The 13,344-nt window shown below is 70.2% G+C and carries 12 protein-coding genes; 9 read left to right on the top strand and 3 right to left on the bottom strand.

Going from position 1 to position 13,344, the window contains the following annotated elements:
- The first annotated feature begins 1 nt into the window (after position 1).
- The 3 genes from ACXRVZ_RS21870 to ACXRVZ_RS21860 all read left to right on the top strand — a co-directional run bounded on the left by ACXRVZ_RS21870 (position 2) and on the right by ACXRVZ_RS21860 (position 3,116).
- Positions 2-892, top strand: coding sequence for a TIGR02285 family protein (locus tag ACXRVZ_RS21870; RefSeq protein WP_457418371.1), 891 nt, complete (start codon positions 2-4; stop codon positions 890-892).
- A gap of 236 nt (positions 893-1,128) precedes the next feature.
- The gene (locus tag ACXRVZ_RS21865; protein ID WP_457418373.1) at positions 1,129-2,034 is read left to right on the top strand and encodes a pseudouridine synthase; all 906 of its coding nucleotides are present in this window, start codon (positions 1,129-1,131) and stop codon (positions 2,032-2,034) included.
- The gene (locus ACXRVZ_RS21860; protein ID WP_457418375.1) at positions 2,031-3,116 is read left to right on the top strand and encodes a DUF484 family protein; all 1,086 of its coding nucleotides are present in this window, start codon (positions 2,031-2,033) and stop codon (positions 3,114-3,116) included. Before ACXRVZ_RS21865 ends, ACXRVZ_RS21860 begins: the two co-directional genes overlap by 4 nt.
- A gap of 245 nt (positions 3,117-3,361) precedes the next feature.
- Here ACXRVZ_RS21860 and ACXRVZ_RS21855 read toward each other — a convergent pair whose 3' ends face one another.
- The gene (locus ACXRVZ_RS21855; protein WP_457418377.1) at positions 3,362-4,069 is read right to left on the bottom strand and encodes a hypothetical protein; all 708 of its coding nucleotides are present in this window, start codon (positions 4,067-4,069) and stop codon (positions 3,362-3,364) included.
- Positions 4,070-4,194: 125 nt separating this feature from the next.
- Here ACXRVZ_RS21855 and ACXRVZ_RS21850 point away from each other — a divergent pair, with 125 nt between their 5' ends.
- Entirely contained in the window at positions 4,195-5,208 is a 1,014-nt protein-coding gene (locus tag ACXRVZ_RS21850; protein ID WP_457418379.1) for a GGDEF domain-containing protein, read from the top strand.
- Between the two features lie 3 nt (positions 5,209-5,211).
- Here the strand turns inward: ACXRVZ_RS21850 and ACXRVZ_RS21845 are convergent, their stop codons facing one another.
- Positions 5,212-6,030, bottom strand: a complete 819-nt coding sequence (locus ACXRVZ_RS21845; RefSeq protein WP_457418381.1) for an HDOD domain-containing protein — start codon at positions 6,028-6,030, stop codon at positions 5,212-5,214.
- 35 nt (positions 6,031-6,065) lie between these two features.
- On the bottom strand, positions 6,066-6,827 hold the full coding sequence (locus tag ACXRVZ_RS21840; protein WP_457418383.1) for a sulfite exporter TauE/SafE family protein: 762 nt from the start codon (positions 6,825-6,827) through the stop codon (positions 6,066-6,068).
- A 442-nt stretch (positions 6,828-7,269) separates the two neighbouring features.
- On the opposite strand from ACXRVZ_RS21840, the gene ACXRVZ_RS21835 reads away from it, so the two are divergent.
- From ACXRVZ_RS21835 to ACXRVZ_RS21815, 5 genes are all read left to right on the top strand, one after another.
- Positions 7,270-8,664, top strand: coding sequence for a TIGR03790 family protein (locus ACXRVZ_RS21835; protein WP_458232818.1), 1,395 nt, complete (start codon positions 7,270-7,272; stop codon positions 8,662-8,664).
- A gap of 99 nt (positions 8,665-8,763) precedes the next feature.
- Positions 8,764-9,186: a type II secretion system major pseudopilin GspG gene (gspG, locus tag ACXRVZ_RS21830; protein WP_457418387.1), complete on the top strand. Its 423-nt coding sequence runs from the start codon at positions 8,764-8,766 to the stop codon at positions 9,184-9,186.
- Positions 9,187-9,267: 81 nt separating this feature from the next.
- Positions 9,268-10,461 carry a type II secretion system F family protein gene (locus ACXRVZ_RS21825; RefSeq protein WP_457418389.1) on the top strand — a complete coding sequence of 398 codons (1,194 nt, stop codon included), beginning with the start codon at positions 9,268-9,270 and terminating at the stop codon, positions 10,459-10,461.
- A 610-nt stretch (positions 10,462-11,071) separates the two neighbouring features.
- A complete protein-coding gene (locus ACXRVZ_RS21820; protein WP_457418391.1) occupies positions 11,072-12,583 on the top strand; it encodes a GspE/PulE family protein in 1,512 nt (503 codons plus the stop codon).
- Positions 12,584-12,587: 4 nt separating this feature from the next.
- Positions 12,588-13,344, top strand: a 757-nt coding sequence (locus ACXRVZ_RS21815) for a hypothetical protein (RefSeq protein WP_458232817.1), incomplete at its 3' end; no start/stop codon positions are given.

The raw sequence follows: 13,344 nt of genomic DNA, 5'->3' as shown, positions 1-13,344 counted from the left end.
CATGCGCCGGGCATGGGCCCTCGCGGCCCTGCTGATGGCGGCCGCCGCGCACGCCGACACCATCCGCTGGGTGGCGCAGGACGTGCCGCCGCATTTCAGCTTCGTCCAGGGCCACGCGCCGCGCAACGTTGCCGAGCTGGGCCACGGCGAGGTGGACGGCTTCATGCGCGTGCTGCTGGCGCGCATGCCGCAGTACCGGCACGAGTTTGTCGAAGCCAGCACGGCCCGCTACGAGGCCCTGAGCCGCAACGGCGAGACGCTGTGCTCGACCCTGCATGTGCGCACGCCGGCGCGCCTGAGTTGGCTGTATTTCTCGCACCTCTACCCGGCGCTGATCTCGCGCGAGATCCACGTCATCGTGCGGCGCGAGGCGCTGGCCCAGCTGTCCGAGGGCGCGCCGCAGGACGGCCGGCTGGTGCTGGCCGAACTGCTCAAGCGCCCCAACCTGCGCCTGCTGCTGGCGCGTGACCGCGCCTTCGGCGCGCAGATCGACAACCTGCTGGGGCAGCAGGCGGTGCCCCGCCTGGCCGTCGGCGCCAAGCTCAGCACCCGGCTGCTGGACATGCTGCGTGCCGGCCGCATGGACTACACGCTGGAGTACCCGGCCGTCGTCAAGGACTACCTGACCCGCGCGGGTGACCCCGGTGCACTGGTGGCGCTGCCGGTGGTAGAGGGCTTGAGCACGCTGCTGGCCACCGTGTCCTGCAGCCGCACGCCCGAGGGCCGGCGCCAGATCGAAGCCATTGACGCGGCGGCGCGCGAATTGGCGCGTGACCCACGGCGCGAAGCCTGGGCGCGCGAGTGGCGTGGCAAGCGCGCCGACGCGCAGGACATGAAGCGGTTGAACGCCTACATGGACGAGCGCGCCCGCGGCGGCCCGCGCATCGAGTAACCCCAACCCCGACGGTCGACCGCTCGCCATGACCCGCACCATGAGTTGCCTTGACACCCGCATGTCGCCGGCCGACCGCATCACTTCGGCCACCAGCGCTGCACGCCCGCTGGACAGGCGCTTCGGCCCGCTGGCCGCGTTGCTTCTCCTTGTGGGCGTTAGCCCACGTCGTCGGCGCGCCTTGCCATCGGCCCGCCTCGCCCGCCCCTCGGGCGTGCCCAACCGTCGGAGTTAGGGTGGCCCGCCCCCCCAAGCCCACGCTGCCGTTACGCGACGGTGTGGCCGCCAGCGCCGTGTTCTGCCCGCCCGGCCCCTGGCCAACGCTGACGGCCTTCCTGAATGAGCGCCTGCCGCGCGTGGCCGACTGGCCCGAGCGCCTGGCGCGCGGCGATGTCGTCGACGAGGCGGGCCAGCCCTTGACCGAGGCTTACCAGCCCAACCGCCGCATCTACTACTGGCGCTACCTGGCGGACGAGCCCGTCGTGCCCTTCGCGGAGCGCATCGTCTTCCAGGACGAGCATCTGCTGGTGGCCGACAAGCCGCACTTCCTGCCCGTCACGCCCAGCGGCATCTACGCCCGGCAGACGCTGATGGCACGGCTGCGCCACAGCACCGGGCTGCACGACCTCATCCCCGTGCACCGGCTGGACCGCGAGACGGCCGGCTTGGTCGTCTTCTGCGTCAAGCCGGCCGAGCGCGACGCCTATCACCGGCTGTTTCGCGAGCGCGCCGTCGAGAAGGTCTACGACGCCGTCGCGCCGTGGAGCGAAGGCCCGTGGCCACGCGTCGTGCGGCATCGCCTCGCCGAGCCCGACACGGAGCAGTTCCTGCAGATGCAGGTCGTCGACGGCGAGCCCAATGCCGAGACGCACGTCGACCTCGTCGAGCGCTTGCCTGCCGGCCTGGCGCGCTACGAGCTGCGCCCCCACACCGGCGCGCGCCACCAGCTGCGCGCGCAGATGAATGCGCTGGGGCTGCCCATCGTTGGCGACCGCGTCTATCCGGTGCTGCAGCCGCATGAGAACCCGCCGCGCTTCGATGCGCCGCTGCAACTGATCGCCCGCGAGATTGCGTTCACGGACCCGATCACCGGCGCCGCACGCCGGTTCTCACGCGCCACCGCGACAATCGCCGCCACATGACCGCTGCCGACCCCCAAGCCCAGGTCCAGGCGCTGCGCCGCCAGCTGCAGTCCCTGCTCGAAGCCGCCACGGCCAACGAACGCAAGATGGACCGCTTCGACGAACTGGAGCGGCGCCTCATCGCGGTCGGCTCGATGGAGGAGCTGGTCACCCTGCTGCTCGTCGAATGCCGCAGCGATTTCGGCCTCGACGCCGCCGAACTCTGGCTGCTGGACCCCGACGGCGAACTCAGCCGCGCGCTGCCCAGCCTGCCCATGGCCAAGGCGCCGCGGCTGCTGGGCGACCATGGCCCGCTGAAGGACATCTTCGGCACCGCGCGCACCACTCGCCTCATCGGCCCCGGCCATGGCGAGGACTTGCTGGCCCAGGCCTTCGGGGACGGCGCGCCGGTGCGTTCGGCGGCGCTGCTGCCGCTGATCCGGCAAGGACTGCTGATCGGCAGCCTGCACTTCGGCGCGCGCGACCCCGAGCGCTACGACGCCGCCTCGGGCACCAAGTTCCTGGACCGTCTGGCGGCCATCGCGGCCATCGCCATCGAGAGCATGCTCAACCGCGAGCGCCTGCGCCGCGCCGGCATGACCGACGGCCTGACCGGCGTGCACAACCGCCGCTATTTCGATCACCGCAGCCTCATCGAGTTCAGCCAGGCCGTGCGCCACCGCTACCCGCTGGCGTGCCTGTTCCTGGACATCGACCACTTCAAGGCCATCAACGACGGCCATGGCCACCCGGTGGGCGACGAGGTGCTGCGCCAGGTCGGCGGCCTCATCCTGCGCTCTCTGCGCACCGGCGACCTGGCCGCGCGCTACGGCGGCGAGGAGTTCGTCGTGCTGCTGCCCCGCACCGACCTGGCCGGCGCACGTGAGGTGGCCGAACGCATCCGCGTGATGGTGCAGGACGCGCCCTTCGTGACCCCCGAGGGCGGCAGCGTCAGCGCGACGCTGTCGGCGGGCCTGGCCATGCTGCCGGCCGGCGCGGTGAGTTTTGCCGAGCTGCTGAGCGCAGCCGACCGGGCGCTCTACGACGCCAAGCGCGCCGGCCGTAACCGCACCGTCGCCGACACAGCGAGCGAGGCCGCCTGACGCGACCTTCGACGCGAAACAAAGTATTGGGGCCGAGCGCCGGGCCGCTCCCAAGCCGGCCCGTCTGGCGATGTGCGTGCGGCTCAATGCCGCAAGCATCGCAGTCCCCTCGGCGGCTGAGGCCGGACACATGGCGCCCAGTGGGCGGCATTTGCCTGCCGAAGGGCTGCGGCACTGCCGCAGCGCGGTCTGCAAGACCGACCAGGCTCACCGGCGTTCAGCCGAAGTGAGACTGGGCGCGGGGCTCACCGCAACCACTGCAGCTGCATCGTGAACATGTCGCCGCGGCTGCTGTAGGTCTTGCCGAACAGGAACGCCGCGTTCAACGTCACCGTGTCCGGGCCTTCATCCCACAGCGTGGCCAGCAGGGCCGGCCCGGCGCGGTGGGACTGGCGCGCGCGCGGCGCCCAGTCGTTCCACTTCCCCACCTCGCTGAAACCCAGCAGGCCGACGCGCCAGCCCGGCGCCGCGCGGTAGAGGCTGCGCCACTGCAGCTTGAGCCGCGTTTCGCGGCGGCGGGTGTCGTACTCCCAGAACACGTTGGCGTTGAGCTTGAGCGCGCCGAAGTCGGTCTGCCAGGCCGGCCCCAGTTCCAGCGCATTGCTCTCGCCACGGTTGCGGATGAGCTGGGCGTGGATGGCCAGGTCATACGGTTTCTCGCCCTGGGTCAGCAGCACGACGTTCTGCCAGTTCCAGCTCGCCAGCGTCATGTCCGCGCGGCCCGTGCCTATCCAGCTCGCCAGCAGGCGTGTCGTCCAGCGCGTGTTGACGCCATAGCTTAGGCCCAGCTCCGGCCACAGCTGGGCTGCCTCGTCGGGCGCGTTTACCGTCCAGTAGCGCAGCTCGGCGCCTACGCGGCCCGCCTGGTCATAGGGCGTGACGAGGTAGTAGCCCGGGTCCGCCATGGCGGGCGCCGTGAGCGCGGCCCAGAGGCACAGACAGCTGGCTTTCATGTCGTGACTCTAGGGTCGGGCCCGGCTTTCGCCATGAAAACCCGCCCCCTGACAAACCCCGAGCGCATCAGCTGCACAGGGGCCGGTGCGACCGTGACAATTTGTCTCGCAGTAGCCGTCTTGTCATGACCACCGATTCCCTTGCCCAAACCCAGCACGGCCAGGACGCCCAAGGCGGCCAGCACGACGCCATGCCGCGCCGGCTGGGTTCCCTGAGATTGCGCCTGGGCCTGTGCGTGCCGCTGCTGACCGCCGTCATCGTCGCCATCTTCGAGTGGAGCTTGGGCGGCTTTGCGGTGCCGGCCGAGGGCCTGGCCCGCACGGCCTGGCTGGTGTTGCTGCTCAGCGCGGCGCTGCTGCTGCTCGTGGAGGCCATGCTGCTGCGCCCGCTGCACCGGCTCGCGGCCGGCTGCGAGGCGATGGAGTCGGCGCCCGTGCCGCTGACGCCGGAGGACGCCACGCCCGCTCCGGGCCTGGCGGCGGAGCTGGACCGCATCGGCCATGCGATGCGCCGCGCACGCGGCTCGCTGTGGCAGCAGGACCAGAACGCCCGCGAATTGAGGCGCGAACTGACCCAGCAACGCCTGCTGCTGGAGCAGGCCCAGCAGGCGCTGGAGGCCAACCAGCGCGAGCTGGCCAGCCTGGCGCGCACCGACGCGCTGACCGGCATCGCCAACCCGAATGCCTTCGACGAGGCGCTGCGCCGCGAGTTCAAGCGCGCCCAGCGCCAGCGCGGCCTGTTGGCCCTGGCCGTGCTGGATCTGGACGAGTTCAAGCGCTTCAACCAGCAGCACGGCCCCGACGAAGGGGACGCAGCCCTGCAGCGCGTGGCCACCTTGTTGAATGAACGCTTCAAGCGCGACACCGACGTCGTCGCCCGGTTGGGCGGCGAGGAGTTCGTCGCGCTGCTGCCCGGCTTCGGCATGGCCGAGGCCCAGGGTGTGCTGGAGTTGCTGCGCGAGGACCTGCGCGCCTTGAGATTGCCCGACGGGCAGGGCCACCTGACGCTGAGCATCGGCCTGGCCGCACTCAGCCCGGCCCACCCCTACCTGAGCGCCCAGGCGCTGATGCAGGCGGCCGACGAGGCGCTCTACATCGCCAAGCACGCCGGACGGGACCGGCTGAGTCTTGCCGCCTAGGCTTTAGCGCCCATGCTCCTGGGCAGCCAGGAGCTGCTCGTTGACGCGCCGTGCCGCGCGCAGCACCAGCGTCTCGTCCAGCTGCGCCTGCGGCGCAATCTGGCTGGCCACTTCGTCGAGCTGTTCGGGGTGGATCAGCAGCGCCCAGGCCACGGTCGAGATGGCCGCGACGCTGCGACGGGCCAGGCTCTCGGGCATGGTCAGCGTGCCCTGGATTTCGACGTGGTGGCGCACGCTGGCCACGGCCGCGGGCGCCAGGCCCCAGCTCTCGCACAGCGCCGCGCCCAGCGCGTCGTGGCTGACGCCGAAGGCCGTCTTCTCCAGCTCCACCAGTTCGGCGTCGCGAGGTGCGGCGCGCAGCATGGCGGGGTAGTGGGTCGGTGCGTGGCGGTAGAGCACCGCCTTGCCGCATTCCTCGAACAGGCCGGCCGAGTGCGCGGCCCAGGGGTCCACGCCCAGCATCTGGCCCATGCGGCCCATCAGCAGGCCGCGTTGCGACGCGCGCGACCAGACCGACTCCAGCTCCGCTGCCGCCGGGAAGGCGGCGCGCAGGCCCATCTCGAAGGTGATGGCCGCCACCTCGCGCATGCCCAGATAGGTCAGCGCCTGGTGCACCGTCTGCACGCGGCCGCGCAGGCCGTACAGCGACGAGTTGACCGCCTTCATGACGGCCGCGGCCAGGGCCATGTCCGTTTCGACCAGCGATGACATGGCCTGCAGGTCGATGTCCTCGGCCGCCATCAGCAGCGAGAGCTTGACCAGGACCTCGGGCTGGGTCGGGATCTCGATGTCCAGGTTGCGAAGTTGCGGATCGACGGGCATGGTGAAGTGAGGCGCTGGGGATGCCTGATGGTAGATCAGCGGAAGAAGGCATCCCAGGCTGTTTTGAGGATGAGCGCACCGACGACCGTGATGAACACGCCGCGCACGAAACCCGCGCCGTGCTTGAGCGCCAGCCGCGTGCCGGCCAGGCTGCCGATGACGTTGGTGACCGCCATCACCGCCGCGACGTGCCACCAGATAAAGCCCTTGCTGACGAACAGGGAGATCGCGAACGCATTGGTCAGCAGGTTCATCAGCTTGGCCGTGGCCGAGGCATGCAGGAAGTCGTAGCCCAGCACGCGCACGAACAGGAAGACGAAGAAGCTGCCCGTGCCGGGGCCGAAGAAGCCGTCGTAGAAGCCGACTGTCAGCGCGATGGCGCCGGCAGCAAAAGCCTCGGCGCGGCCGGCAAAGCGCGGCTTGTGTTCGCGGCCGAGGTCCTTCCTGGCCAGCGTGTAGATGAACACGGCGGCCAGTACCAGCGGCAAGGCCTTGCGCAGGCCGTCGGCGCTGACGAGGGTCAGCACCCAGGCGCCGCTGAAGCTGCCCGCGCCCGCCAGCACGGCGGCCGGCAGCAGGCGGCGCCAGGGCAGCTGGACGCGCTTCACATACTGCAGCGTCGCCCAGCCCGTGCCCCAGATCGCCGCCGCCTTGTTCGAGCCCATCAGCGTGGCCGGCACCGCATTCGGGAAGGTGCTGAAAAGCGCCGGCGTGAGCACCAGCCCACCACCGCCCGCCACCGCGTCGATGAAGCCCGCGAGCAGCGAGGCGAGGGCGACGATGAGCAAGTCGAGCATGTCTTGATTCCATCAACGCGCCCGGGCCGTAGTGCATTCGTTCGGGCCGAGCGCCGGGCCGCTCCCAAGCCGGCCCGTCTGGCGATGTGCGAGCGGGGCACGCCCCGCGAGCATCGCCGTCCCCTCGGGGGACCGACCGGACTTGCCCGCGTCCAGCGCGGCAAGCCGGACGAGGGGCACAAAATAAAACGGCCACCAAGGGGTGCCTTGGTGGCCGGTGCGATTGTCTTCGGGGTTACGAAGCAATCTTGCTGTCTTGTCTCCTCACAACCCGCCCGGCGGCTCTGGACTTGGAGCCCCGAACCGCGTCGAGTGAAGAGAATGTATTGCCCCGCCTCGGTGCATGGCACTGGGGAAACCCCGGGATGGCGGTGCGCGGATGCGGATTTTTGCCCCAAAAGTGTGCGTAAAACGACGTGCCGAAGCGCGTGAAAATGCCGGCATGCGCCGTCTCTTTCGCCTCCTGCCGCTCCTGCTTTCGAGCCTGCTGAATGCCTGCGGCGGTGGCGGTGGCGGGGGCTCGGGCGGGACCAGTCCCGGTGGTGACACCGGCGGCTCCGGCATAGGGCAGACGCTCACTTTGACCCTGCCCGCCAGCGGCCTCACGGCGGCCGATCTGGCGGTCATCGTGGCCGAGGGCGATGCCGTCAGCGAGGCCATCGGTGCGGCCTATCTGGCGGCCCGCGGCGTGCCGGCGGCCAACCTCATCCGCGTCAAGGTCAGCACCGCCAGCGCGACGATTTCTGCGGCTGATTTTTCGTTGCTTAAATCAGACATTGATGCCCGCCTGCCCGCTGGCGTGCAGGCCACGCTGTTCGCCTGGGCGGCGCCCAGCCGCGTCGTCGGCGCCTGCAGCATGGGCATCACCAGCGCCATGGCGCTGGGCTATGACACTCGCTATTGCAATAGCACGCCCGCGACCACGACCTGCGCCAACACGGCCGCGTCGCCGCTGTACGACAGTGAGTCACGTCGGCCTCAGGTCGACCTGCAGCTGCGCCCGTCCATGCTGCTGGGGGCCACCACGCTGGACGCCGCCAAGACGCTCATCAACCGGGGCGTGGCCGCCGACGGGACGCTGCCGGCCGGCGAGGGCTGGCTGGTGCGTACGACGGATGTGGACCGCAACGTGCGCTGGACGGATTTCCAGGCCCTGCCGGCGGCCTGGGGCAGCGCGCTCAAGCTGACTTACTTGGACAACAGCGCGGGCGCCGCCACCGCCAACTCGCTGTCCGGCAAGACCGACGTGATGTTCTACCTGACGGGCCTGACCAGCGTGGCCAACCTGTCGACCCTGCAGTTCCGCCCCGGCGCCCTGGCCGACACGCTGACCTCCGCCGGCGGCCTGCTGCCGGGCGCCGCCGGCCAGATGCCCATCACCGCCTGGCTCTCGGCCGGCGCGACGGCGAGCTATGGCACGGTGGAGGAGCCCTGCAACCTGCAGCAGAAGTTCTCGCGCGCCTCGGTGCTGATCGATCAGTACTGGCGCGGCGCGACGGCCATCGAGGCCTATTGGAAGGCAGTGCAGTGGCCGGGGCAGGGCCTGTTCGTCGGCGAGCCACTGGCCCAGCCCTTCCGCGACACGCCCAGCCTGGCCATCGTGGCGGGTGAATACCAGATCAAGACGCGCTCCCTGCGCCCCGGCAGCCGTTACGCGCTGCAATACCGCCTCAGCGGCGGCACCACCTGGACGTCGCTGGCCACCTTCACCGGCGTGCGTGGTCAGGTACTGGACGGCCGCTCGCCGCTGGCGCCGGCGGCAGCCGTGCAGATCCGTTGGCAGGGACCCTGCCCGGACAACGCGGCAAATGCCTGCACTCTCTCGCAATCACTCTGACCTTTACACGCTCCCCTCAGAATGCAGGTCGGTCAAATCCTGATTGCCGCACGCGGCGGGGCGATCAACAGTCGCCCTCCCGCCGAGCACCACACGCCCATGCCCCGTTCCCCACTTGCCCGCGCCCGCGGCTTCACGCTGCTTGAACTGCTGGTTGTCATGGTCATCATTGGCCTGCTGGCCGGCTACGTCGGCCCGAAGTTCTTCGGCCAGATCGGCAAGAGCGAGGTCAAGGCCACCAAGGCCCAGATCGACGCGCTGCAGAAGTCTTTGGACCAGTTCCGGCTGGATGTGGGCCGCTACCCCAGCACCGAGCAGGGCCTGGCCGTGCTGGTCACYAAGCCGGCCGACGAGCCCAAATGGAGCGGGCCCTACCTGAGCAAGGCCGTGCCCAAGGACCCCTGGGGCAACGACTACCAGTACCGCGCGCCCGGTGAACACGGCGAATACGACCTGTTGTCCTTCGGCAAGGACGGCCGCCCGGGCGGCGAGGGTGAGGACGCCGACCTCACCAGCTGGTGACATGAAGCCCCCACGCGAATTGCATTCGCTGCCCCCCGAGGGTGCGCACCAGCGCCTTCGGACGGCCGCGCGGCGCTGGTGATGCCGGTTTTCCAAACCCGCGTGCTGCGCGCTGGCGCCGTCAGCAGCGAGCGCGTGGAGGCGCCCGACCGCGCCGCCGTGGCTGCGGTGCTGGGCGTGCCGCCTCAGCATGTGCTGGAAGCGAACGAGCTCGCCGCGAGTGAGTCCAAGCGCCCCTGGCGCCGCAACGCCAGCTTCCCGCTGCAGCTCTTCAGCCAGGAACTGGCCGTGCTGCTGGACGCCGGCATCGCGCTGCTCGAAGCGCTGCAAACGCTGCGCGAGAAGGAAGGCCAGCCTGGCGTGCGCGCGGCGCTGGACAGTGTCATCGCGCAGATCGAGCAGGGCCGGCCGCTGTCCGCCGCGCTGCGCGAGCAGCCGCAGGCGTTTGACGAGCTCATCTGCGCCATCGTCGCCGCCAACGAGCGCACCGGCCAGCTGTCCACCGCGCTGGCCCAGCATGCGCGCTACCTGGCCTGGGTCGACGCGCTGCGCTCGCGTCTCGTCGCGGCGCTGGTCTACCCGCTGATGCTGCTGGGCGTGGGCGGCGCGGTCATCCTCTTCCTGCTGCTTTACGTGTTGCCGCGCTTCGCCGGCATCCTGGAGCAGACCAGCGCCGACCTGCCCTGGGCCTCTCGCGTGCTGATCGAGTTCGGCCAGGTGGCCGGCGCGCACCCGGGCCTCGTCATCGGCGGCATCGCGGCGGTGGGGTTTGGTGTCTTCTCGCTGCTGCGGCAGCCTGCGTTGCGGCAGCGGGCGCAGGCGGCGTTGTGGACGTTGCCCGGCCTTGGCCCGCGGCTGCGGGTGCTGGCGTTGGCGCGGCTGTATCGGTCGCTGGCCATGCTGCTGGCGTCGGGCGTGCCGGCTTTGGCGGCTTTGCGCATCGTTGTGGATGTGGTGGCCGCGCCGTGGCGTGGCGCGGTGCAGGCGGCGGCGGCGCAGATCGAGCGGGGCGAGCGGCTGTCGGCGGCTTTCGATTCGCAGAATCTGGCGACGCCCGTGGCGCGGCGCATGCTGCGCGTGGGGGAGCGCAGCGGCGAGGTGGCAGCGATGCTGGAGCGGGCGGCGGCCTTCCATGACGAGGAGGCGGCACGGCTGACGGACCTGCTGTCGCGGCTGGTCAACCCGGCGCTGATGCTGATCATGGGCGTGCTGATCGGCGGGATCATCGTGTTGATGTATCTGCCGATTTTTCAGTTGGTGGAGCAGGTGCAGTGATGGGCTTCGCTTCTCGTTGTTTTGGGTCTATGCCCATGCCCAGCCGGGGGTTCGTCCCGGCGGCCGACTCACTTTTTGCGCCGCCAAAAAGTAAGCAAAAAGCTCTCCCCTGCGAAACCGCCCCTGCGGGGTGCCCTGCGATGCTCGAAGCCCGAGGCTCGCGCAGAACTCACTTCGCTACGCTGCGTTCAGACAACTGCGCTAAGTCAGTTGTTGAAGCGTGCTGCGCACGCGCCTCGGGCTTCTGCGCTTCTCGGCGGTTTAGAAGGGGAGGCCCCGGAACAGCCAACAGCCAAACCCGGAGTCCGGGCGACGGATGTATTTCGTATGCCCCCTCTAGCCCCGCCGAGGAACGGAAAGACTTGAGGCCGCGTGCGCAGCACGCTTCAAGAGCTGACTCCGCACGGTTGTTTGAGCAGAGCGTAGCGGCGCGAGTTCCGGGCGGGGCCTCAAGGCTTGAGTACCGCAGGGAACCCCGAAGCGCAGCGCAGGGGCGGGGCGTGCGGGGGGAGCTCTTTGCCTACTTTCTGGCGGCCCAGAAAGTAGGTCGCCCGCCGGGGCGAAATCCCGGCATGGGCCTAGCCAAAAACGCAAGGCATCGTCAAAGCGCATGACCACGTCCCTCCACGACTGGCTCCCCGCCACCGAGGGCCCCTGGCACCTCGACTTCGAGCAATGGCCCCAGGCCCAGGCCCAGCGTTGGCGCGCTGTCCTGGCCGTGGGTGCCAACGACAAGCGCGTGCTCCTCGCCGAACGCGACGAAGACGCCATGCTGCTGCAAAGCGTCGAGTCCCGCCTCAACGCACCCGTCGGATGGCAACGCTGCAACCCCGAGGCCGTGACTCACTTCCTCGGCGCCGGCGAGGCCGACTTCCGCGCGCTGTCCGATGTCGAAGATGCGCTGACCACCGTCGTTGACCACACCGAGGAGCTGTCGGCCCTCGCATTGAGCGAGCAGGCCAGCCCCGTCGTCAGACTGCTCAACGCCACCATCTACGACGCGCTGCAGGACACCGCCTCCGACATCCACATCGAATGCACGACCCGCGGCGCCGTGATCCGCTTCCGCGTCGACGGCGTCATGGCGCTCGTCAGACAGGTCGACGGCCCGCAGATCGCCGAACAGCTCGTGTCGCGCCTCAAGGTGATGGCCGAGCTGGATATCGGCGAGCGCCGGTTGCCGCAGGACGGCCGCTTCAAGCTGCGCGTGCAGGGCCGCGAGATCGACTTCCGGCTCAGCGTCATGCCCAGCGTCTTCGGCGAGGACGCCGTCATCCGCATCCTGGACCGCGCGGCCATCGCCCGTGCCGGCTCGCTGACGCTGGACTCGCTCGGCTTTGGCGACGAAGAGCGCGCCGCCATCCGCCACCAGGCGCGCCAGCCGCACGGCATGCTGCTGGTGACCGGCCCGACGGGCTCCGGCAAGACGACGACGCTGTATGCCACGCTGGCCGAGATCCACACCGGCGCCGACAAGATCATCACCATCGAAGACCCGGTCGAGTACCAGCTCAGCGGCGTGGTGCAGATCCCCGTCAACGAGAAGAAGGGGCTGACGTTCTCGCGCGGCCTGCGCTCCATCCTGCGCCACGACCCCGACCGCGTCATGGTCGGCGAGATCCGCGACGCCGAGACCGCGCAGATCGCCGTGCAGGCCGCGTTGACGGGTCACCTCGTCTTCAGCACCGTGCACGCCAACAACGCCTTCGACGTCATCGGCCGCTTCATGCACATGGGGCTGGATCTCTACAACGTCGTCTCGGCGCTGAACGCCGTGCTGGCGCAGCGTCTCGTGCGCCTGACATGCAAACACTGCGCGCGGCCGTTCACACCCGAGCCGGCGACGCTTGCGAGGCATGGCGTCATCAACGGCAACTTCCTCAAGGGCGAGGGCTGCGGCCATTGCCGGGGCACGGGCTACAAGGGCCGGCGCGCGGTGGCAGAGCTGCTCAAACTCGACGACGGCCTGCGCGACCTGATCGCGGCGCGCGCGCCGATGTCGGAGATCAAGGCCGCCGCGAAGGCGCGCGGCATGAAGTCACTGCGCGAGATGGCGCTGGCCACCGTCTGCCGCGGCGACACCACTTTTGAGGAGCTGGAACGTGTCACGCTCGATGAGTGAATCGTTGAGTCAGCGCCTGCGCCAGCAACTGAGCGCGCGGCTGGCCAAGCCGCGGCGCGTCTTCGTCACGCCGGGCGGCGATGAATTCGCCACCTGGTGCCGCGACATGCCGGGCACGGCGGTTGAACTGGTGGTTAGCGCCAAGGCCCTGCACGAGCTGGTCGCCGAGCCCGGCCTGCCGCTGGCCGACCTGGACGCCGTGCAGGCCTATGCGCAGCAGCAGTTTGCGCATTACTTCGGGGCGGCGGCGCAGCGCTTTGCGATTGCGCCCTGGCAACTCGGTGAAGCGGCCGGCGCGTCCGCGCTGCAAGGGCTCGACCTGGCCTCATTGCGCGCCCAGGCCGACGCGGCCCGTGTGCGCCTCGCGGCCGTGCGGCCGGCCTGGGCCGTGTGGCTGGCCGCGTTGCCGGCTGCGACGCGCGCGGGCTCCGGCCGCGCCGTCTGGCACGAAGCCGACGTGGCCGTCGTCATCCAGCTCGACCGTGGCCGCGTGACCGGCCTGCAATCGCGCCGCGTGCAAAGCCTTGCCGATCTGGGTGCGGACGCGCCGCTGGCCATCGGCACGCCCGACAGCGACCTCATCCCCCAGCCCGGCCCGGCGATACCGCAGCCCGACTTCCTGCCGCGCTCGGCGCGCTCGCCACTGGCCTGGCCGCTGGCCGCCACCGGCGCCCTCGTGCTGGCCACGGCCGCCTGGAGCGCCGTCGAAAGCCATCGCGCCGTCGACGTCGCCCGGGCCGCGCGCGACCGCGTCGCCACGC

This window comes from Roseateles sp. P5_E8, from assembly GCF_054177665.1.
Note: the sequence above shows the minus strand (reverse complement) of the source record. Positions and strands in the feature narration are given on the sequence as shown.

Bases quoted from the DNA above. Each gene is read 5' to 3' on its own strand.
- ACXRVZ_RS21845 (WP_457418381.1), bottom strand. From the start codon at position 6,030: ATGCCCGTCGATCCGCAACTTCGCAACCTGGACATCGAGATCCCGACC.
- ACXRVZ_RS21825 (WP_457418389.1), top strand. From the start codon at position 9,268: ATGCCGGTTTTCCAAACCCGCGTGCTGCGCGCTGGCGCCGTCAGCAGC.
- ACXRVZ_RS21835 (WP_458232818.1), top strand. From the start codon at position 7,270: ATGCGCCGTCTCTTTCGCCTCCTGCCGCTCCTGCTTTCGAGCCTGCTG.
- ACXRVZ_RS21820 (WP_457418391.1), top strand. From the start codon at position 11,072: ATGACCACGTCCCTCCACGACTGGCTCCCCGCCACCGAGGGCCCCTGG.
- ACXRVZ_RS21870 (WP_457418371.1), top strand. From the start codon at position 2: ATGCGCCGGGCATGGGCCCTCGCGGCCCTGCTGATGGCGGCCGCCGCG.
- ACXRVZ_RS21855 (WP_457418377.1), bottom strand. From the start codon at position 4,069: ATGAAAGCCAGCTGTCTGTGCCTCTGGGCCGCGCTCACGGCGCCCGCC.
- ACXRVZ_RS21840 (WP_457418383.1), bottom strand. From the start codon at position 6,827: ATGCTCGACTTGCTCATCGTCGCCCTCGCCTCGCTGCTCGCGGGCTTC.
- ACXRVZ_RS21850 (WP_457418379.1), top strand. From the start codon at position 4,195: ATGACCACCGATTCCCTTGCCCAAACCCAGCACGGCCAGGACGCCCAA.
- ACXRVZ_RS21860 (WP_457418375.1), top strand. From the start codon at position 2,031: ATGACCGCTGCCGACCCCCAAGCCCAGGTCCAGGCGCTGCGCCGCCAG.